Genomic DNA, 18,242 nt, shown 5'->3' on the forward strand with positions numbered 1-18,242 from the left:
GCCATGGCTGCGGTTTTTTTGTGCCACCCCATCCTCCAGATGACTGATTCCCCTGTGGCAGCTGGCAAGTCAGCTGCCACAGGGGAACATTGGTGTTTTTGGGATTTACTGCGCACCGAACATCGCGGTCCAGTAGATCCCGGCGCTGCTTTTCGGATCGGTCGCGTAGGCGGCGCCGAGTTCTTTGTATTGGGGGTTCATCAGATTGGCGCAGTGGCCGGGGCTGGCGAGCCAGCCGTCGACCACCTTGCGCACGGTGTCCTGGCCGGCAGCGATGTTTTCGCCGACCAGTTGCCCGCTGTAGCCGGCCAGTTCGGCGCGGTCACCGGGTGTGCGGCCGTCGCGGTCCTTGTGGTCGAAGTAGTTGTTGTTGGCCATGTCGCGGCTGTGATCCTGGGAGATCGTGGCCAGGCTCGCGTTCCACGCCAATGGCCCGGCGGCGGCAAAGGCCTGCGCGCCGCATTGGCGTGGCTGGGCGCGGGCCGCGTTGAGTTGCTCGAGCAATTTCTGACCTTCGCTCTGCGCATCCGCGAGTTTTGCCGAAAGCAACGGTCGCGCCAGCACAATGCGCCAGTCGCGGTCGGCGCGGCTGACGCCGACGTCGACGAACTGCGGATCGAGCACGACCTGGCAGAAGCTTTCCTTGATCGCCTGCATGGCCGAAGCGGGGTCACGCGGGCCGTTGAGGCTGATCGCCTGAACGTTGACCATCGGGTAACTGGCGCGCGCCATGGCCTGCTGCAGATCCACCGCGCCACTGGCCGGCAGAATCAGGCGCGGATCGGCCGACAGCGGCGGCAGTTCGCTGGATGCCTGGCTGCCGCAACGCTGCGGCTGGCTGCGGTAGCTGTTGATCGATTCGATCAGTTGCGACTCGTCGGTGGCCATGGCCGAGGCGGCAAACGCCAGGCCGGCAGACAACGCGGCGAAGCGCAGAACAGAGGGCATGAAGCGCATGGAAATCTCCCTGGGGCTGAGTGCGCCCATGATGCGCGAAACGCCCCCCGTGGGTGCAATGTCTTTTTCTTCACGGGGCGCTTTTTTCTGCGGAACGTGCCTCTTGTTTTGCCGTCTACACTCTCCGAAGGCCCCGGGATCCGGGCGTCTCCCCGACGAAACACTCAGCCCGTAGCGGGCGCTGCCGGAAGAACGAAGATGGGATTGAAATGGTTGACTGGCTGTTTCGCATTAACCCTGATGGCCGGCGTGGTGACTGCCACCGAGCAGGCGCCGATCAAGGCCAAGGCTGAAGAAAAGGCCCAGGTGCTGGAAGAGAAAGCCGCCGACAAAGTCAGCGCGGCGCCGGCACCGAAATCCGAAGCAATCACCCCCACCGAAGTGCAGGCCGTCGACCCGGCCGGCACCGCGCCGCTCGACGATCCGATCACTTGCCTGGCGCGCAGTATCTACTGGGAAGCCAAGGGCAAGGACACCCCGGAAATGGAAGCGGTGGCCAACGTGGTGATGAATCGCCTCGGCCACGAGGGTTTCCCCGGCACGGTCTGCGAGGTGGTCAAACAGGGCTCGGAATCCAGGAGTTGCCAGTTTTCCTGGTGGTGTGATGGCAAGCCGGATCAGGTCAAGGAAGACGCCGAATATGCGCTGGCCAAGGAAATCGCCGGCAAGGCACTGAACCGCCAGTTGCCGGATCGCACGCGCGGTGCCTTGTATTTCCATGACCGCAACGTCCATCCGAGCTGGGCCAAGGAGTACACCAAGACCGCCGAGACCGGCAAGTTCCTGTTCTACAAACCGGCCGGAGGCGACGCGCGCTAGGCGCAGATCTGCCGCACACAATCGCGCAGCCAGCGGTGCGCCGGGTCGGCGTCCATGCGCGGGTGCCAGAGCATCGACACCGGGATGTCCGGCAGCAGCAGCGGCAGGCTGAAACTGTGCAGCCCGGCGCGCAGCCTTTCGGTATGGCGCGCCGGCACGCTGGCGATCAGTTCGCTGTCGCGCACCAGCGCCAGGGCGGCAGCAAAACCGCCGACGCTGGTGACAATCGTGCGCGCCAGGCCCAGCCCTTGCAAGGCCTCATCCACCGGCCCGCTGTCACGCCCGCTGCGTGACACCAGCACATGTTCGCCCGCGGCAAAGCGCCTGGCGCTGACCTTGGCGCAACTCAACGCATGGCCGGCGCGCACCACGCCGACGTAACGGTCGCGAAACAGAATACGACTGTGCAAGGTGTCGTCGATGCGCGCGCCGACCACGCCGGTTTCCAGGTCGACCCGGCCGTCGCGCAGCAGCGTGCTGTCCTTGTCGGTTTTCTGCAGGAAGCGCAGGCGTACTCCCGGCGCCTCCCGGGCAAGGCGGGCGAGCAGGGCGGCGGCGAAGGTTTCGACAAAACCGTCGCTGCATCTCAGGGTGAAGGTGCGTTGCAATTGCCCGGGATCGAGCAGTTGCGCCGGGCGCAGCATGGCTTCGGCTTCCTGCACCAGCACGCTGACCCGCTCGCGCAGTTCCAGCGCCCGCGGCGTGGCGACCAGGCCGCGCCCGGCGCGCACCAGCAGCGGATCACCGGTGGTTTGCCGCAATCGGGCGAGGGCACGACTCATTGCCGACGGGCTCAGATTCAATTGTTCGGCCGCGCGGGCGACGCTGCCTTCGCGCAGCAGCACATCGAGGGTGATCAGCAGGTTCAGATCCGGCGTGCTCATGACATGGCGTTCCATGCAGCTATCGAGTGCAAAGCATGCGTCTTCCGCCAGGTGCTGTCGAGCCTCAGGCTAGGGGTTCCGAACCTTGCCGAGTGCGCCTGCCATGTCCCGACAACCCCTGAAACCTTCCGCCCGCTGGGCACTGACCGGCCTGTGTCTGGCGACGCTCATGCCATCGCTCGACACCAGCATCGCCAACGCTGGCCTGCCGACCCTGGCGGTGGCATTCGACGCGTCGTTCCAGCAGGTGCAATGGATCGTTCTGGCCTATCTGCTCGCGGTCACGACGCTGATCGTCAGCGCCGGGCGCCTCGGTGATCTGTTCGGCCGGCGACGGCTGTTGCTGATCGGCATCGGCGTGTTCAGCGCAGCTTCCCTGGCCTGTGCCCTGGCCAGTGCCTGGTGGTGGCTGATCGCGGCGCGGGCCGTGCAAGGGCTGGGAGCGGCGATCTTGCTGGCGCTGACCCTGGCGCTGGTGAATGCCGCGGTGCCGAAGGAACGCGCGGGCAGCGCCATGGGCCTGCTCGGCACGATGTCGGCGATCGGCACCAGCCTCGGGCCGTCGCTGGGTGGACTGCTGATTGCGCACGTCGGCTGGCCGTGGATGTTTCTGCTCAATCTGCCATTGGGCGTGCTCAATGGCTGGCTGGTCCACCGGTATCTGCCGAGGGACGAAGTCGCGCGGAAACCACAGCGTTTCGATCTCTGCGGCACTGGCGTGCTGGCGTTGACGCTGGCGGCTTATGCCTTGGCCATGACGCGCAACAGTGAGGCCTTGCTCAGCGGCGGGTTGCTGCTGCTCAGCGTGGTCGGCAGCGGGTTGTTCATCGTTGTCGAAAAACGCGTCGGCGCACCGTTGCTGCAACTGTCGCTGCTGCGCGACGTACAGCTGAGCAGCCGCCTGGCGATGACCCTGTTGGTGGCGACGGTGATGATGACCACGCTGGTGGTCGGGCCGTTTTACCTCAGCCGTGGGCTCAGCCTCGACAGCGCCGCGCTGGGCCTGGCGCTGTCGCTCGGACCGTCGCTGGCGGCCCTCGGCGGCGTGCCGGCCGGACGCCTGGTGGATCGCTTCGGCGCGCGACGGATGCTGCGCGGCGCGCTAATCGCAATGCTCGGCGGTTGCAGCCTGCTGGCGCTGTTGCCGATGCGCCTCGGGCTGCCCGGTTATCTGTTGCCGATGGCGCTGCTGACGCTGGGTTACGCGCTGTTTCAGGCGGCCAACAACAGTGCGGTGATGGCCACGGCCGAGGCAAATCAGCGCGGCGTCGTCGCGGCGTTGCTGGGACTGGCGCGCAATCTGGGGCTGATCAGCGGCGCAGCGGCAATGGGCGCGCTGTTCGCCGCGGCCAGCGCTGACCCGACCCAGGCCTCGCCCGGCGCGATCGCCGGCGCTGTGCACCTGACGTTCGCGCTGGCAACTGGATTGCTGCTGTTGGCGTTGAGCCTGGCCAGCGTCGCGACTCGGGTCAGAGCGGGTGCTCGCGAGCCGGGAAAAACAGTTCGAAGCAGGTGATGCCATCGGCGCTGCTGACCCGGTAGCGACCCTGGTGCAGCTGCATGATGGTCGCGACGATCGACAGGCCGAGGCCGTTGGACTGCGCCGAGCGCTCGCGAGACGGGTCGACACGATAGAAGCGCTCGAACAGCCGCGCCAGGTGCTCGGCGGGAATGCTGCTGCCGTGGTTGCGCACCCGCAGGTAGGCGCCGTCCGGTTCGGCGACGGCTTCGACCTGCATCGTCGAATCCGCGGCGCCGTACTTGATCGCGTTGGCACACAGATTGGCCAGGGCCCGGCGCAGCAGCATCGGTTCGGCCCAGATCACGCCGCTGCCATGGGCCTCGATGCTGATGCCGACATCCGCCGCCAGGCCTTCGAAGTAATCGGCGATGCGTTGCATCTCCTCGGCGGCATCCAGTTCCTGGCGCTGGCTCAGGGCCGAGGCCGGGTCGGTACGCGCCAGGAACAGCATGTTGTCGAGCATCCGTGCCAGTCGCTCGAGTTCTTCGACATTGGACGCGAGCAGTTGCTGATAGGCCTCGATGCTGCGCTGCTGGTGCAGGGCAACCTGGGTTTCGCCGAGCAGGTTGTTGATCGGCGTGCGCAGTTCGTGGGCCATGTCGGTGGACACCTGGCTCAACTGTGCAAAACCGGTGTTGAGGCGGTCGAGCATGGCGTTGAACGCTGCGATCATCGGCTGCAATTCCCGCGGCGTGCCATTGCTGTCGAGGCGCTCGCCGAGGTTGCCGACGCCGATGCCGTGGGCGTGCTGCGCCAGGCGGCGCAACGGCAGCAGGCCGCGATACACCAGCAGGCAGCCGGTCAGCGCCAGCAGCAACGCCGCCAGCGACGCCAGGCCATACACGCTGAGGCGGTAATTGGCGAGCATCGCCGTGCGCTCGCTCATCAGCCGTCCGGTCAGCACTTGCAGGTTGCCGAGGTCGCCGGAGTCGATGGTCGCCGCCACGGCGGAAAACGGTACGCCGTCGATACTCGGCAGATGCTGTACGTCATTGAGTGTCATGGCGTGGTCGACAGGCACGGGCGGCAGGGTGGGCGGGGTGAGATTGCCGGGGTTGACCACCAGCAACGGCGGTTTGCCGGGGGCGCCAATGGTCAGCAGCGCCTCATGGTTGCCGAGCATGTTCTGGAACAGCGCCGGTTTGGTCTTGATCAGCTCCAGGGTGTTGCTGTCGTTGAGGAAGGTGCGCAACTGATCGACGCGGCTGACCAGGGAAATGTCATCGCGGCGGATCAGTTGCGCTTCCATTTCGCTGTACAGCGCGGCGCCAAGGCCCGCCAGCGAGGCAAACCCGAGCAGGGCGAACAGCAGCGCCAGGCGCAGGGTCAGGGAATAACTGCCGGCAATCTTCATGGCTGGGTGTCGAAGCGGTAGCCGATGCCGCGCACGCTGTGGATCAGCTTGAGCGGGAACGGATCGTCGATTTTCTGCCGCAGGCGGCGCACGGCGACATCGACCACATTGGTGTCGCTGTCGAAATTCATGTCCCACACCCGCGAGGCGATCAGCGAGCGCGACAGCACCTGCCCGGTATGCGTGGCGAACAGTTGCAGCAAGGCGAACTCCTTGTTGGTCAGGGTGATCCGCGTGCCGTCGCGGCTGACCCGGCGCTTGAGCACGTCGATGTGCAGATCGGCCACCTGCAGGTGTTCGTCCTCGTGGATCGGGCCGCGCCGGGTCAGCGTGCGCAGGCGCGCCACCAGTTCGGCGAAGGAGAACGGCTTGATCAGGTAGTCGTCGGCGCCCAGCTCGAGGCCCTTGACCCGGTCGGCGATGTCGTCGCGGGCGGTGAGGAACAGCACCGGCGTGTCGGCTTCCTTGCGCAGCCGGCGCAGCACCTCCCAGCCGTCCATTTTCGGCATCATCACATCCAGCACGATCACGTCGAAGCGCTGTTCCTGCGCCAGGTGCAGGCCATCGGCGCCGTCGCGCGCCAGGCTCACGCTGTAGCCCAGTTCCTGCAAGCCATTGAGCAGGTAGTTGCCGGCCTTGGGTTCATCTTCGACAACCAGGATATTCATGGACGATGGGCCTCAATGGTCATTGATGCAGCCGCTGCCTTGCACGTCGTAGTCCAGCACATGTTCGCGGCCCTGGTGGTCGAGGTAGTCGAGCCGTGCCGGAATCACCCCGCAGGCCTGAGAAATATCGGTGCTGGACAGCACTTTGTCGACATCCAGATGCACGTGGAAGGCATTCTTGTCGTGAATCACCGTGGTGTCGGGCGAGGGGGCGGCGAACACCGCAGCACTGGCGAGGAGGGCGCTGAAGGCAAGGATCAGGGTTTTCATGATGAGTCACTCGTGTGGCTGAAGAAGATCGGCGTTGGCGCCGGGACAACTTCAGGCTACCGAGCGATCCGCACGGCAAACCGACAACTCAATGACAAATCTGTAATGAAAGGGCGGGAGGGCTGACGGCGAGGTTTTTATGTACCGCCGCCGTCAGTTGCCAGAGGGGGGAGGAGCACATCGCCGCCTGCGCCAGCCCCCCCGCACGGCTCAGCTGCCGTGGGTGCTGAGGATGCTGGCGATCTGTTGCGGCTGGCAGTTGAGGTACGGCGAGGATTTCAGCCACTTCTGGTCCGGGTACCAGGAGAACATGTACTGGCCGTTCTTCAGGCTGTCGATCACCCGTTTGGCCACTTGCGGCCGCACGGCCGGGCAACCCTGGCTGCGGCCGATGCGGCCCTGGCGCTTGCTCCACAGCGGATTCACGTAGTCGGCGGCATGGATGACAATGGCGCGGTCGCGGGCCATGTCGTTGAAGCCCGGCTCCAGGCCGTCCATGCGCAGCGAATAACCGTGGCTGCCTTCGTAGCTTTCTTGCGTGCGGAACAGGCCGAGGCTGGACTGATAACTGCCTTCGCGATTGGAGAACTGGGTGGCGAAGTTTTCCCCGGAGTTCGACCCGTGGGCGACCAGATCGCGCAGGATCAGCTTCTTCTTCGCCAGGTCGAAGATCCACAGGCGCCGCTCGGTGGACGGCTGCGAGTAATCGATGATCGCCAGGTGACGCGATTGCCGGGCGCCGTTGTTGATCGCGCATTGCATGGCGTTCAATGCACCTTTCAGCGCCTGGGGATTGAGTTCCGGCGCGGCGTGCGCGAGGCTGGTGTACAAGACCGGCGAAGCGCCGCCGGCGGCAAACACGGGGCTGGCCAGCACGCCAAGGGCGGTGGCAGTCAGCAGAAGTCGGCGCAAAAACGTCAACATTTACAGTAAGTCCTCGCTTGCTACTTGTTTGGCACTTAGGCTCCTGACGTCCAGTCGTCCCCGGCAGACCCGCGAATCGGGCCTGACTGTTCACCGCACCTGAGGTAAGGTTGACCGTCATCTGGACGGCCATGGATTGGAGTAAAGCAGTTGTTCAAAAAGTACGCATGCTACTTGAGCATTTGTTTGCTCGCTGCGCCGTTTGTCGCTTGTGGCGAAGAACCGTTGCCGACGCTGCCGACGCCCACGCTGGAGCTGCCGGTAGAACCGCAGACGCCGTTGCAGGCGGTGCTGATCGGTCTGTCCCAGGCATGCCCGACCGTGGCCGCGCACCTCAGCGGCCCGGCGCTGGAGCAATTGCAGGCGTTCTATCAGCAGCAGGACTGGCTGCCGGTGTGGGCGCAGGGCGGACGGTTAGCGGCCTTGCAGGGGCAGTTGCAACTGCTGGCCGACGACGGCCTCAACCCGAAACGCTACCCGGTGGCGGCCAATGCGCCGCAGGACGGCGAGCTCTGCGCCGACATCGACATCAGCCGCTATTACCTGCAAGCCTTGCAGGATCTGCACTTTGGGCGGCTGCTGCAATCGCACTTCGAGCCGCTCTGGCATGCCGACGACACGCCACGTGACCGCCAGACCGAATTGCTCGCCATCGCCGTACCGGGCCTGCACGACATCCCGGCGGCCTTCGATCTGGCCCGGCCGCGTCTGGCGCAATACCAGAACCTGCGTCATCTCTACGCTGCGCAACGTCTGCAGGCTCTGCCGCACTGGCAAGCCGTCGGCAACGGCCCGCTGCTGCGCCCGGACATGGAAGACAAACGTGTGCCGGAACTGGCCCAACGGCTGTACAACGAGGGCTACCTGAGCAGCGTCGTCGGCAGCGCCGACACCGCCTATCACGGTGTGCTGGTGGACGCGGTGAAAAGCTTCCAGGCCAATCACTCGCTGCAGGCTGACGGCGTAGTCGGGCCGGGCACCATTGCCGAACTCAACATCAGTCCGCTGACGCGTCGCGAACAGCTGCGGGTCAACCTCGAACGCTTCCGCTGGCTGGCCCAGGACATGGAGCCCGATGGCCTGCTGGTCAACGTCGCCGCCGCCGAACTGACCCTGTATCAGGGCGGCCTGCCGGTGTGGCAGACCCGCACCCAGGTCGGCCGCGCCGAGCGCCAGACCCCGCTGCTCAAGTCGCGGGTCACGCGCCTGACCCTCAACCCGACCTGGACCGTGCCACCGACGATCTGGAAGGAAGACAAACTGCCGGAGATCCGCAAGGACCAGACCTTCCTCAGTCGGCAGAACCTGCAAGTCCTCGACGCCAACGGTCAGCCCCTGGCGGCCGCGGACATCGACTGGGACAACCCGGGCAATATCCTCCTGCGCCAGGACGCCGGGCCGCGCAATCCACTAGGGCAAATGGTCATCCGCTTCCCCAACCCGTTCTCGGTGTACCTGCACGACACGCCGAGCAAGGCGCTGTTCGACAAGGGCCCACGGGCCTTCAGTTCCGGCTGCGTGCGGGTCGAGCATCCGCTGAAGCTGCGCGATCTGTTGCTGACGCCGGCGGAGAAGGCCCGCACCGAGACCTTGCTCGCCACGGGCACCACCCATGAGTTTCGTCTCTCGGCGCCGGTGCCGATCCTCATGACGTATTGGACGGTGCAGGTCGACAACCACGGTCGCGTGCAGTACGCGCCGGACATCTACAGCCGTGACAGCGCGCTGCTGGCCGGCCTCGACCGGGCGCACTGAGGTTTACGCGCCACGGCGCCAGAAGCGCCGGGCCAGCCAGGCATCGATGCTCAACCTGCCGGCCCCGGCGAACACCAGCGGCACCAGCGCGGCGAGGTAGATCGCCGGCAGTTTGAAGTTGCCGAAGCCCTTGTTGGTGATCGCGTAGCCCTGAGCCAGTTCGCTCAGGGTCGACCAGTCGGCCGGCCAGTGCACGGCGGCGGTGGCGACGATGGTCACGACGATCAGCGCCATCGCCGAGAATCGCGTACCGAGGCCGATCAGGATCGCCACGGCGCCGATCAATTCCGCCCACATCGACAACTCCCAGTTGAGAGTCGCGGGCAGGTGATCGAAGGGAAAGGGGAAGCGTTCCTGGATGTCTTCGAACCAGTTCTGGCCGTTGAATTTCTCCAGGCCCGATTCGAAGAATTCCCAGGCAATGAACAGGCGCAGGGTCAGCGGCGCCAGCCACTGGCCGGCGCGATCGAGGTTCAGGTGCAGGCCTTTGACGGCGGTCGAGAGAGCTGTGGTCATGAAAAGGGCTCCGGTCAGTCAGAGAAAAAGGGGCCGCGGCGTGCCCCGTGCAGGGTTTACTCGCTGGCGCCGCACTTGCCTTCGCCGCATTTGCCTTCCGCGGTTTTTTCCGCGCTGTCGGTGGCGGCCTGCGCCTGGCTGTAGCCGTGTTCCAGAGGCTTGGTGCGGAAGGCTTCGGAGGCCGACGCGGCGTTGGCCAGGGTCAGGCCGCCGGCCAGCAGCAGGCCGAGGGTCAGGGAAGTTTTCGAGAGTCGGTTCATGGTCAATCTCCGTCGCATTGAGTGAGTGGCAGGGCCGGACCGGCAGTGACGGTCGACAGGTGCATTTCAGCGTCGGGGTGTATCGGCGATGTGTCGCCGGCAGGGGGGAATTAGCGCGATCGTGTGTCTGCGCCGCCGCGGTACACACTGTGATACACGCGGCGGCAACTCCGTACGCTGGCGGTGTGATCCGGGCTCGCTCGGCGGCGTCTAGCCTCCGTGTCCCCGCAATCCCATGGGGCGAGACTTCGGAACCCGGCATGCAAGCGCTGTTGAACGAGATCCTTGACGCTGTCCGGCCCCTGATCGGGCAGGGCAAGGTGGCTGACTACATTCCCGCCCTCGGCACTGTGCCGGCCAATCAACTGGGCATCGCCGTGTATGGCAACGACGGCGAGATGTACAGCGCCGGCGACGCCGAGACGCTGTTCTCGGTGCAGAGTATTTCCAAGGTGTTCAGCCTGGTGCAGGCCATCGAACACTCCGGCGAAGCGATCTGGGAACGCCTCGGCCATGAACCGTCCGGCCAGCCGTTCAACTCGCTGGTGCAGCTGGAATTCGAACGCGGCCGGCCGCGCAACCCGTTCATCAACGCCGGGGCCCTGGTGATTTGCGACATCAACCAGTCGCGCTTCGCCGCGCCGGCCCTGTCGATGCGCGACTTCGTCCGGCGCCTGTCGGGCAATCCGCAGGTGATGGTCGACGGCAAGGTCGCCGAATCCGAATACCAGCACCGCGCCCGCAACGCGGCGATGGCCTACCTGATGCAGTCCTTCGGTAACTTCCACAACGACGTCGAAGCGGTGCTGCGCAGCTACTTCAGCCACTGCGCCCTGCGCATGAGCTGCATCGACCTGGCCCGTGCGTTCTGCTTCCTGGCCAACGACGGCTTCTGCAAGCACAGCGGCGAACAGATCCTGAGCCGCCGGCAGACCCAGCAAGTCAACTCGATCATGGCCACCAGCGGCCTCTACGACGAGGCGGGCAACTTCGCCTACCGTGTCGGCCTGCCGGGCAAGAGCGGCGTCGGCGGCGGCATCGTCGCGGTGGTGCCGGGGCAGTTCACGGTGTGCGTGTGGTCGCCGGAGCTCAACGCTGCAGGCAACTCCCTGGCGGGCATGGCGGCGCTGGAAATGCTCAGCTCGCGGATCGGCTGGTCGGTGTTCTAGGCACGTGGTCTGGCGCTTTTTCGCACAATTGGAGGTGTGATCCGGCGCGCTTCATTCGTATCGTCCCGCGCTTTTGACGCACTGGCGTCGGGGGGGATGAAGCGATGATGTTCACATGGCGCAAAAAAGCACGCGCAGACGCTGGTGAGACGGTGGTGGTGACGCAACCGGCGCCTGCGCAGAGCGATGAGACGCTGCTCGGCGCCCACGCGAACGAGCGCCGCGAGCGGGATTTCTTCCGCGGCCTGGCGCAGCACTTGCTGACCTGCGGCAACTCGCTGGCGCCGGTCAGCGAATCTTTCTCGATGCTCAACCAGCGCCTGAAACTCAACCATCAACGCGCCGCCGCCGTGGCCAGTGCGGCCATCGCCAACCGCGAGCAGGTCGGCCATTTGCAGGAACAGTCGCGGGTCATGGCCACCGGGCTCGAAGCGCTTGAAGGGGCGATCACTCATCTGGTCAGCCGCGCCAGCGAGATCGACCGCATCGTCGACCTGATCAGCGACATCGCGCGCAAGACCAACCTGCTGGCGCTCAATGCCGCCATCGAGGCCGCCCGCGCCGGCGACACCGGGCGCGGCTTTGCGGTAGTCGCCGGCGAGGTGCGCCTGCTCGCGGAAAAGACCGCCGAGGCCACCCGCGAGATCATCAAGGAGACCTCGGCCATCCAGGACGAGATCGGCCAGGCCAAACGAGACATCTCTGCGCAGAGCCAGGTGTCCGCCGCGTTCGGCGCGATCATCGATCAGACCGCCGCCGCCATGGCCGGCATGTACGATCAGGCGCAGCAGATGCAGCGTGAGATCGACCAGTCGCACCTGCTGTCCGACATCGAACTGGCCAACCTGCAAGAGCTGACGCTGAAAGTCACGGTGTATGACCGCTTGCTCAACCCCGGGCCGCAGGCACCACTGACACTGCCGGATGAAACCGAATGCCTGTTCGGCCAGTGGTATTACGGCGCGCAGAACCACGGCCAGCAACGTGATGCCGACTTCCGCCGCATGGAGGTGCCGCATCGTCTGGTGCACAGCAGCGGCCAGGCCGCGCTGCAGGCTCATGCCCGGGGTGAGCTGGAGGAAACGCTGCGCCAGGTCGGGCAGATGGAGCAGGCCAACGCCGCGGTGATGCGGACTGTCAAAGGCGTACTGCACGCGCGTCTGCAATCGCCTGCCTGAGGCGTGACGCTCGGGGACTTTTGCTATACATTTTTCGCCCGCTCCTCTGCATGGTGAATCCGTTTCATGTCTCTTGCGCTCGAACGTCTCGTCGCTGGCACGCCTATCCCTTTCGCTGGTAACCGCGTCACCGTGGTCAGCCCCGAACTGGCCGAGCGCTTTCGACCCGGCGATCACCTGCTGGTCGAGCAGGTCAGTGGCGAGCTGCTGCTGATTCCGGTGGCGGATCAGCAGGCGGCTGCCGTGGCGATCGAGCGCGCAGCAACGGCGTTCACGGCGTTGTCGGCGGTGCCCGATGAGGCGATCAGCCGTTTCTTCGATCTGTTTGCCGAGCGTCTGGAGACCCCGGATTGCTGGACGCAGATCGAGGCGGCCAACCTCGCCGACATCGAACGGGCCAAGGCGCGCGGGCGTTCCACCACCCGCTTGCTCGCCGATGAACGCATGCGCCGTGACATGATCGCCGGCCTGCGTGCCTGGCGGGATGCGCCGGCCACGCGCGGCAAGGTCATCAGCAGCGTCGAGCATGACGGCTGGAAGGTTGAGCAGGTGGTGTCGCCGCTGGGCATCGTCGCCTTCGTGTTCGAAGGCCGGCCCAACGTGTTTGCCGACGCCGCGGGGGTGCTGCGTACCGGCAACACCGCCGTGCTGCGCATTGGCAGCGACGCGCTGGGCACGGCGCAGGCCATCGTCAGCCATGCGCTCAACCCGGCGCTGGCGGCGGCCGGTCTGCCGCCGGGCGCGGTGTCACTGGTCGAGAGCGTCAATCACGCCGCCGGTTGGGCGATGTTCGCCGACCGCCGTCTGTCGCTGGCCGTGGCCCGGGGTTCGGGGCGTGCGGTCAGCCAGCTGGGCAGCATCGCCCAACAGGCGGGTACCGCCGTCAGCCTGCACGGCACCGGCGGTGCCTGGCTGATCGCCGACCGTGACGCCGATGCCAGGCGTTTCGCGGCCGTGGTGCGCAACTCGCTGGACCGCAAGGTCTGCAACACCCTCAACGTCTGCCTGATCCAGCGCGAGCGTGCCGGCGAGCTGGTGCCGTTGTTCCTCGATGCCTTGCAGCAGGCCGGCACCGCCCGTGGCCAGGGCTGCAAACTGCACATCGTCGAAGGCAGCGAAGGTTGCCTGCCGGGCGAATGGCGCGACGCGACAGTCGAGGTCTACCGCGCCGAGGGCTACCAGACCGAGGCCCTGGCCGAACCGTTGCCGGAGGCGCAATTGGGGCGCGAGTGGGAATGGGAAGAAACCCCGGAAGTCAGCCTGATGCTGGTTGACGACCTGGATCAGGCGATTGCCTTGTTCAACCGCTACAGCCCGCAGTTCACCGTCTCGCTGATCAGCGAAGACGCGGCGACGCAGGAGCGTTTCTACAATGCGGTCAACGCGCCGTTCGTGGGCAATGGCATCACCCGTTGGGTCGATGGTCAGTACGCCTTGAACAAGCCGGAGCTGGGTCTTTCCAACTGGGAGAGCGGGCGCCTGTTTGCCCGCAGCGCGATTCTGTCCGGCGATGGCGTGTTCACCGTGCGCAGCCGCATGACGCAGATCGACCTCGGCGTGAAACGCTGAAACCTGCAACGCCGCGCCCGTCGTCAGGACGGGCGCGGCGTCGGCTCATTGGCTGCGCGCCGCGGATTCGATCAGGTGGGCCACGGTTTTCGGGTTCGACACCATCACCACATGAGACGCGCCCTTGACCACCACGGTCTGTCTGGCGTGTGCCCGCTGCGCCATGAACGCCATGGCTTGCGGCGGGATGTTCTTGTCCTGGTCGCCATAGACGAACCATGACGGAATCGATTTCCACGCCGGCTCGCCAGCCGCTTCGTTGAGGGCGGCCTCGGTCACCGGGCGCTGCGTCGCGGCCATCAACTGCGCGGCGGCGTTCGGTACGTCGGCGGCGAACTGGTCATGGAACTTGTCCTGCTGGATGTACAGATCCTTGCCACCATCCTGCAGTGCGACCGGCGCCGCCAGGGTCGGCCCGAGGGTGCTGCCCGGGAAGCGTCCGGCCAGCCCGGCGACGGTTTCACCCGCTTCGGGCGCCAACGCGGCGACGTACACCAGCCCCTTGACATTGGCATTGCCATACGCGGCGGCACTGATGACCGGCCCGCCGTAGGAATGGCCGACCAGCACCACGGGCGTCTTGATCGTGGCCAGTACGTCCGCCACCGATTGCGCATCGCCCTTGAGCGAGCGCAGCGGGTTGGCGGCGGCGATCACCGGATAACCGTCCTGTTGCAGAATCTTCACCACACCGTTCCAGCTGCTGGAATCGGCGAAGGCACCGTGCACCAGGACCACGGTCGGTTTGACATCCGCGGCCATGGCCGAAGAGGCGCCGACGAGAGCGGCGAGGGCCAGGCCTGCAAACAACTTGTTCATTGGGTATTCCTTGAATGGGGAGGAGGGGTACAGCGACAGGGCCCATTCAAGGCGCTGGCTGTATCGGCGGTGTGTCCGCCGCCCATGGCGGGTGCAAGGAACTGTGTCTGGCGGGGCTCAGGCTACACACTGATACAAAGGGCAACGCCCCGACGGCGCGGGGCGTTCGTTTCAGGCCGCATTGATGGCCTGGCCGTGCACCGCGCACGTTGCCGGATGCTCGGCCAGGGCGACAAAGGTGCGGCGGTCGGCGCTCAAGGCATCGATCGAACCGGTCTCGATGTCGTACACCCAGCCGTGCAGGTTGAGCCGACCCTGCTCCTGCGCCAGGCGCACGCTCGGGTGGGTCTGGATGTTCGCCAGCTGCGCGATCACGTTCTCTCGCACCATCGAACTCAACCTGGCTGCGTCACTGGCATGTGGGCGTGACTCGTTGACCACTTTGGCCGACTCGGCGTGCTGCAGCCAGCCGCTGACGGCGGGCAGGTGATCCATGCATTTGCACTGGGCGATGGCGGTCATCGCACCGCAATCGGAGTGGCCGCAGATGACGATATCGCTCACGCCGAGGACCGCCACCGCGTACTCCACCGTCGCCGACACCCCGCCCGGATGCGGGCTATAGGACGGTACGATATTGCCGGCGTTACGAATCACGAACAGCTCGCCGGGCTCTTGCTGGGTCAGCAGTTCCGGCACCACGCGGCTGTCGGAGCAGGTGATGAACAGCGTGCCCGGCTGCTGGGTGGTGGCCAGGTGCTTGAACAATTCGCTGCGTTGCGGAAAGGCTTCTTTCTGGAATTTCAGGAAACCATCGATCAGGTTTTTCATGGTGTGGTCCTCTCAGTTCGAACAGCCGCTGCCGAATTCGCTGTACTGCAGAATGTGTTTGCCGCCATGGCTGTCGAGGTAGGTCATTTCTACCGGGACCACGCCACAGACGTCGGCAACCGGGGTGATGCTGAGCACTTGAGCAATGTCCAGGGTCATGCCGTAGCGATAGGCGACAGCCTCATCGGCGGCATGGGCCTGGGCGGTCAGGCCGGCGAGCAGGGCCAGGGTCAACAGAATTTTTTGCATGGGACAGCCTCCAGTCGAATGTGGTGACGGTTGCAATCGGGGTCAGGGTCGGCCCGCACACCGTGCGGGCCGGGATGGATCAGAACGGACGCAGCGGCAGGAACTTGCCGTCGAGGGTGATCACCGCGCGGGAGCCACCTTCCGGGTCTTCGACTTTCTTGATGTCGAGCTTGAAGTTGATCGCGCTGATGATGCCGTCGCCGAACTGCTCATGAACCAGGGCTTTGAGGGTGGTGCCGTAGATCTGGATCATCTCGTAGAAACGGTAGATGGTCGGGTCGGTCGGCACGCCACCGAGGCTGCCGCGCAGCGGAATGATTTGCAGGGCGGCGATGTCGGCGGCGTCCAGCTCAAGCTTGTCGCCCACCACCTGGGCGGCGGCTTGTGGCAGCGGATGCTGGCCGAGCAGGGCAGCGGTGACGTAGGCCAGGCTCAGGCCGGTGTCGTCGGCCAGATCCTGCCACGACAGGTTCTTGCGGGCCTTGGCATCCAGAGCGCGGGTAGTCAGGGCCAGGCTGGCGTCGTTGTAAGCGTGGGACTGTTGCATGGTGTCACTCCTTGCGGGTTGGCTTGCTGGTGTGGAGTGATCTTCTGCCGATTGCTCCATAGCGTCCAAGACCGATATACAATGCTAAGCATAAGTACAGCCTATAGATGGAGCGCCCCGATGCTGCTGCGACACTTGCGTTACCTGCTGGCCGTGGCTGATCACGGCGGCTTCACCCGCGCGGCCGAGGCCCTGCATGTCTCGCAGCCGACCTTGTCGCAACAGATCCGCCAACTGGAAGAAAGCCTCGGCGTGGAGTTGTTCGACCGCACGTCGCGTTCGGTCAAACCCACCGACGCCGGCGAGGCGTACATCGAATGCGCGCGGCGGGTGCTGGTGGAACTGGAGGCGGGCAAACGCGCCCTGCATGACGTCAAGGATCTGTCCCGTGGCAGCCTGCGCTTGGCCATGACGCCGACATTCATGGCTTACCTGGTCGGGCCGCTGGTGCGCGATTACGTCGCGCGGTTTCCGCGGATTCACCTGCAAATCTTCGAGCTGTCGATGGACGACATCGAAGCCGGGCTGGCGGACGATTCGCTGGACATCGCGATTGCGTTCACGCCGGTGCGCAACCCGGACATCGAATGCATTCCGGCGTTTGTCGAGACCCTGGGGGTTATGGTCGGGCGCGAGCATCCGCTGTATGACAGCCCTGTGCTGCTGAGTCCGAGCGATGTCGCGCAACTGGACTTCGCCTTGCTGGCGCCGGACTTCATCACGCGGTTGTCGATCGATGAGTATTTCCGCCAGCACGGCATCACACCGAAGGTGCAGATCGAAGTGAATTCGGTCAGCACCTTGCTCGAGGTGATCCGCCATGCGCCGATTGCGACGATGCTGCCGGAGGCGATTGCCACCGAGGACCGGGCCTTGTGCCGGTTACAATTGCGCAGTGAGGCGCCACAGCGTGGCGCGGCGTTGTTGCGGCGCAAGAACAACTATCACAGCGCGGCCGCCACGGCGTTTATGCAACTGGTGCTGGAAAGGGAGATCCGCTGAGCGCTATTCGCCAGGCCAGGAAAGCAGCGGTTGACGCTGCGCCCTGCATCTCTGGCAAGCCAGCACCTGTAGATCGGCGGTGCAGGCCAGAGACAAAAAAAGGGCCTGCTCCTTATCGGAGCAGGCCCTTTTATTTATGTAACGTCGAACTTAGTAGAACCGATCAATCACCCGAACTTCATTGTTGTTCTGCATCGAATCCCACGCCTGTTTCAGCGTCTGCAGGACACTGCCGATGAAGTCCTTGTCGGCCGCGGCTTTTTTGCCGACATAACCGTGGCCACGGCGGTACATCTTCAGGCGGGCCAGCAGGTTCTGGTTGTTGCGGTCGAATTCTTCTTCACCAGCGTGGGGCGACAGGCAGTCGATATGCACCTGACCCGACTTGCTGATCCACAGAATATGGCTGTCGTGGCTGTCTTTCTGCGCCGCGAACATACGAGCCAGTTCTTCGATAGTAGGTTGATTGTTCAGATTCATAATGTTTGCCCCTTGACCAGTTTGGTGATCTTTCAAAGTTGATTCGCTAATACAGGTAGCCCATCGGTTAGTTGATCCCTGGCACCGAAACCAGGACGTCAGCGGTCGCCCGTGTGGAGTACGGGGTCATGCATCTGTTGCATGTAGTCGTGTTGAATAACTGCTACGCAATAGCGTCACAACGAGGAGAAGCAGCGAAAACCGGGAGGCTCCTTGACGACGTTTTCAGGGTCGACCACAAGCGTCTTGAGAATTTTCGCCAGCGTTTCTCGTCCTTGTACTGGACGTTCAGGCCAGGTCAGCTTCTTCAATCTGCCTTGTGGGCAGCGTGTATCCGGAAAAAACAGCTCGGCGGTCAGACGAGCTTGCTCAAGCGTGTTGCCAGTGCTCCCGATCGGGGAGACGTCTGCATCATGCAAAAGCAAAACGGTGCCGTCAACGGTTTTGTAGTGATTATTTTTGCTCACTA

The 18,242-nt window shown here is 64.7% G+C and carries 21 protein-coding genes and 1 pseudogene; 8 read left to right on the forward strand and 14 right to left on the reverse strand.

Going from position 1 to position 18,242, the window contains the following annotated elements; genetic code table 11:
- Window positions 1–105: 105 nt before the first annotated feature.
- Window positions 106–957 (reverse strand): CAP domain-containing protein, encoded by an 852-nt coding sequence (locus QRN70_RS23105; RefSeq protein ID WP_285420199.1) that lies wholly within the window; start codon window positions 955–957, stop codon window positions 106–108.
- Between the two features lie 198 nt (window positions 958–1,155).
- Between QRN70_RS23105 and QRN70_RS23110 the strand changes: the two genes are divergently transcribed.
- Window positions 1,156–1,776, forward strand: a complete 621-nt coding sequence (locus QRN70_RS23110) for a cell wall hydrolase (protein WP_285420200.1) — start codon at window positions 1,156–1,158, stop codon at window positions 1,774–1,776.
- On the opposite strand, the gene QRN70_RS23115 is transcribed toward QRN70_RS23110, so the two are convergent.
- Entirely contained in the window at window positions 1,773–2,660 is an 888-nt protein-coding gene (locus tag QRN70_RS23115) for a LysR family transcriptional regulator (protein WP_285420368.1), read from the reverse strand. The two genes, QRN70_RS23110 and QRN70_RS23115, sit on opposite strands and share 4 nt — an antisense overlap.
- Before the next feature lie 103 nt (window positions 2,661–2,763).
- Here QRN70_RS23115 and QRN70_RS23120 point away from each other — a divergent pair, with 103 nt between their 5' ends.
- Window positions 2,764–4,176, forward strand: a complete 1,413-nt coding sequence (locus QRN70_RS23120) for an MFS transporter (RefSeq protein ID WP_285420201.1) — start codon at window positions 2,764–2,766, stop codon at window positions 4,174–4,176.
- On the opposite strand, the gene QRN70_RS23125 is transcribed toward QRN70_RS23120, so the two are convergent.
- The 4 genes from QRN70_RS23125 to QRN70_RS23140 all read right to left on the reverse strand — a co-directional run bounded on the left by QRN70_RS23125 (window position 4,130) and on the right by QRN70_RS23140 (window position 7,398).
- The gene (locus QRN70_RS23125) at window positions 4,130–5,536 is read right to left on the reverse strand and encodes a heavy metal sensor histidine kinase (RefSeq protein WP_285420202.1); all 1,407 of its coding nucleotides are present in this window, start codon (window positions 5,534–5,536) and stop codon (window positions 4,130–4,132) included. The two genes, QRN70_RS23120 and QRN70_RS23125, sit on opposite strands and share 47 nt — an antisense overlap.
- Window positions 5,533–6,204 (reverse strand): heavy metal response regulator transcription factor, encoded by a 672-nt coding sequence (locus QRN70_RS23130; protein WP_285420203.1) that lies wholly within the window; start codon window positions 6,202–6,204, stop codon window positions 5,533–5,535. The genes QRN70_RS23125 and QRN70_RS23130 overlap by 4 nt, the downstream gene beginning before the upstream one ends.
- A gap of 12 nt (window positions 6,205–6,216) precedes the next feature.
- Window positions 6,217–6,474 carry a DUF2790 domain-containing protein gene (locus tag QRN70_RS23135; RefSeq protein WP_285420204.1) on the reverse strand — a complete coding sequence of 86 codons (258 nt, stop codon included), beginning with the start codon at window positions 6,472–6,474 and terminating at the stop codon, window positions 6,217–6,219.
- A gap of 210 nt (window positions 6,475–6,684) precedes the next feature.
- Complete coding sequence (locus tag QRN70_RS23140) at window positions 6,685–7,398, reverse strand: murein L,D-transpeptidase catalytic domain family protein (protein WP_285420205.1); 714 nt, start codon at window positions 7,396–7,398, stop codon at window positions 6,685–6,687.
- Between the two features lie 150 nt (window positions 7,399–7,548).
- Here QRN70_RS23140 and QRN70_RS23145 point away from each other — a divergent pair, with 150 nt between their 5' ends.
- The gene (locus tag QRN70_RS23145; protein WP_285420206.1) at window positions 7,549–9,153 is read left to right on the forward strand and encodes a L,D-transpeptidase family protein; all 1,605 of its coding nucleotides are present in this window, start codon (window positions 7,549–7,551) and stop codon (window positions 9,151–9,153) included.
- 3 nt (window positions 9,154–9,156) lie between these two features.
- On the opposite strand, the gene QRN70_RS23150 is transcribed toward QRN70_RS23145, so the two are convergent.
- Together QRN70_RS23150 and QRN70_RS23155 are read right to left on the reverse strand one after the other, a co-directional pair.
- Complete coding sequence (locus QRN70_RS23150; RefSeq protein WP_285420207.1) at window positions 9,157–9,669, reverse strand: HvfX family Cu-binding RiPP maturation protein; 513 nt, start codon at window positions 9,667–9,669, stop codon at window positions 9,157–9,159.
- A 56-nt stretch (window positions 9,670–9,725) separates the two neighbouring features.
- Window positions 9,726–9,929 carry an HvfA family oxazolone/thioamide-modified RiPP metallophore gene (locus QRN70_RS23155; RefSeq protein WP_285420208.1) on the reverse strand — a complete coding sequence of 68 codons (204 nt, stop codon included), beginning with the start codon at window positions 9,927–9,929 and terminating at the stop codon, window positions 9,726–9,728.
- 260 nt (window positions 9,930–10,189) lie between these two features.
- On the opposite strand from QRN70_RS23155, the gene glsB reads away from it, so the two are divergent.
- From glsB to QRN70_RS23170, 4 genes and pseudogenes are all read left to right on the forward strand, one after another.
- Entirely contained in the window at window positions 10,190–11,098 is a 909-nt protein-coding gene (gene glsB, locus QRN70_RS23160; RefSeq protein WP_285420209.1) for a glutaminase B, read from the forward strand.
- Between the two features lie 497 nt (window positions 11,099–11,595).
- A pseudogene (locus tag QRN70_RS27885) lies at window positions 11,596–11,853 on the forward strand (methyl-accepting chemotaxis protein); the annotation flags it as partial.
- A 36-nt stretch (window positions 11,854–11,889) separates the two neighbouring features.
- Window positions 11,890–12,276, forward strand: coding sequence for a CZB domain-containing protein (locus QRN70_RS27890; RefSeq protein WP_502941675.1), 387 nt, complete (start codon window positions 11,890–11,892; stop codon window positions 12,274–12,276).
- Between the two features lie 66 nt (window positions 12,277–12,342).
- A complete protein-coding gene (locus QRN70_RS23170) occupies window positions 12,343–13,845 on the forward strand; it encodes an aldehyde dehydrogenase family protein (protein ID WP_285420211.1) in 1,503 nt (500 codons plus the stop codon).
- Between the two features lie 45 nt (window positions 13,846–13,890).
- Here QRN70_RS23170 and QRN70_RS23175 read toward each other — a convergent pair whose 3' ends face one another.
- The 4 genes from QRN70_RS23175 to cynS form a co-directional block, all read right to left on the reverse strand.
- Entirely contained in the window at window positions 13,891–14,664 is a 774-nt protein-coding gene (locus tag QRN70_RS23175) for an alpha/beta fold hydrolase (RefSeq protein WP_285420212.1), read from the reverse strand.
- A 171-nt stretch (window positions 14,665–14,835) separates the two neighbouring features.
- A complete protein-coding gene (locus tag QRN70_RS23180; protein ID WP_285420213.1) occupies window positions 14,836–15,495 on the reverse strand; it encodes a carbonic anhydrase in 660 nt (219 codons plus the stop codon).
- A 12-nt stretch (window positions 15,496–15,507) separates the two neighbouring features.
- Window positions 15,508–15,744, reverse strand: a complete 237-nt coding sequence (locus tag QRN70_RS23185; protein ID WP_285420214.1) for a DUF2790 domain-containing protein — start codon at window positions 15,742–15,744, stop codon at window positions 15,508–15,510.
- Between the two features lie 79 nt (window positions 15,745–15,823).
- Entirely contained in the window at window positions 15,824–16,291 is a 468-nt protein-coding gene (cynS, locus tag QRN70_RS23190) for a cyanase (protein ID WP_285420215.1), read from the reverse strand.
- A 120-nt stretch (window positions 16,292–16,411) separates the two neighbouring features.
- On the opposite strand from cynS, the gene cynR reads away from it, so the two are divergent.
- Window positions 16,412–17,293 carry a transcriptional regulator CynR gene (gene cynR / locus QRN70_RS23195; protein ID WP_285420216.1) on the forward strand — a complete coding sequence of 294 codons (882 nt, stop codon included), beginning with the start codon at window positions 16,412–16,414 and terminating at the stop codon, window positions 17,291–17,293.
- Window positions 17,294–17,443: 150 nt separating this feature from the next.
- Here cynR and QRN70_RS23200 read toward each other — a convergent pair whose 3' ends face one another.
- Window positions 17,444–17,773: a hypothetical protein gene (locus tag QRN70_RS23200; RefSeq protein ID WP_285420217.1), complete on the reverse strand. Its 330-nt coding sequence runs from the start codon at window positions 17,771–17,773 to the stop codon at window positions 17,444–17,446.
- A 176-nt stretch (window positions 17,774–17,949) separates the two neighbouring features.
- Complete coding sequence (locus QRN70_RS23205) at window positions 17,950–18,240, reverse strand: hypothetical protein (protein WP_285420218.1); 291 nt, start codon at window positions 18,238–18,240, stop codon at window positions 17,950–17,952.
- Window positions 18,241–18,242 lie beyond the last annotated feature (2 nt).

Source organism: Pseudomonas sp. efr-133-TYG-5 (assembly GCF_030209175.1).
Lineage (GTDB): Bacteria > Pseudomonadota > Gammaproteobacteria > Pseudomonadales > Pseudomonadaceae > Aquipseudomonas.

Coding starts and splice junctions, on each gene's coding strand:
- QRN70_RS23105 (WP_285420199.1), bottom strand. CDS start 957: ATGCGCTTCATGCCCTCTGTTCTGCGCTTCGCCGCGTTGTCTGCCGGC.
- QRN70_RS23110 (WP_285420200.1), top strand. CDS start 1,156: ATGGGATTGAAATGGTTGACTGGCTGTTTCGCATTAACCCTGATGGCC.
- QRN70_RS23115 (WP_285420368.1), bottom strand. CDS start 2,660: ATGAGCACGCCGGATCTGAACCTGCTGATCACCCTCGATGTGCTGCTG.
- QRN70_RS23120 (WP_285420201.1), top strand. CDS start 2,764: ATGTCCCGACAACCCCTGAAACCTTCCGCCCGCTGGGCACTGACCGGC.
- QRN70_RS23125 (WP_285420202.1), bottom strand. CDS start 5,536: ATGAAGATTGCCGGCAGTTATTCCCTGACCCTGCGCCTGGCGCTGCTG.
- QRN70_RS23130 (WP_285420203.1), bottom strand. CDS start 6,204: ATGAATATCCTGGTTGTCGAAGATGAACCCAAGGCCGGCAACTACCTG.
- QRN70_RS23135 (WP_285420204.1), bottom strand. CDS start 6,474: ATGAAAACCCTGATCCTTGCCTTCAGCGCCCTCCTCGCCAGTGCTGCG.
- QRN70_RS23140 (WP_285420205.1), bottom strand. CDS start 7,398: ATGTTGACGTTTTTGCGCCGACTTCTGCTGACTGCCACCGCCCTTGGC.
- QRN70_RS23150 (WP_285420207.1), bottom strand. CDS start 9,669: ATGACCACAGCTCTCTCGACCGCCGTCAAAGGCCTGCACCTGAACCTC.
- QRN70_RS23155 (WP_285420208.1), bottom strand. CDS start 9,929: ATGAACCGACTCTCGAAAACTTCCCTGACCCTCGGCCTGCTGCTGGCC.
- glsB (WP_285420209.1), top strand. CDS start 10,190: ATGCAAGCGCTGTTGAACGAGATCCTTGACGCTGTCCGGCCCCTGATC.
- QRN70_RS27890 (WP_502941675.1), top strand. CDS start 11,890: ATGCAGCGTGAGATCGACCAGTCGCACCTGCTGTCCGACATCGAACTG.
- QRN70_RS23170 (WP_285420211.1), top strand. CDS start 12,343: ATGTCTCTTGCGCTCGAACGTCTCGTCGCTGGCACGCCTATCCCTTTC.
- QRN70_RS23175 (WP_285420212.1), bottom strand. CDS start 14,664: ATGAACAAGTTGTTTGCAGGCCTGGCCCTCGCCGCTCTCGTCGGCGCC.
- QRN70_RS23180 (WP_285420213.1), bottom strand. CDS start 15,495: ATGAAAAACCTGATCGATGGTTTCCTGAAATTCCAGAAAGAAGCCTTT.
- QRN70_RS23185 (WP_285420214.1), bottom strand. CDS start 15,744: ATGCAAAAAATTCTGTTGACCCTGGCCCTGCTCGCCGGCCTGACCGCC.
- cynS (WP_285420215.1), bottom strand. CDS start 16,291: ATGCAACAGTCCCACGCTTACAACGACGCCAGCCTGGCCCTGACTACC.
- cynR (WP_285420216.1), top strand. CDS start 16,412: ATGCTGCTGCGACACTTGCGTTACCTGCTGGCCGTGGCTGATCACGGC.
- QRN70_RS23200 (WP_285420217.1), bottom strand. CDS start 17,773: ATGAATCTGAACAATCAACCTACTATCGAAGAACTGGCTCGTATGTTC.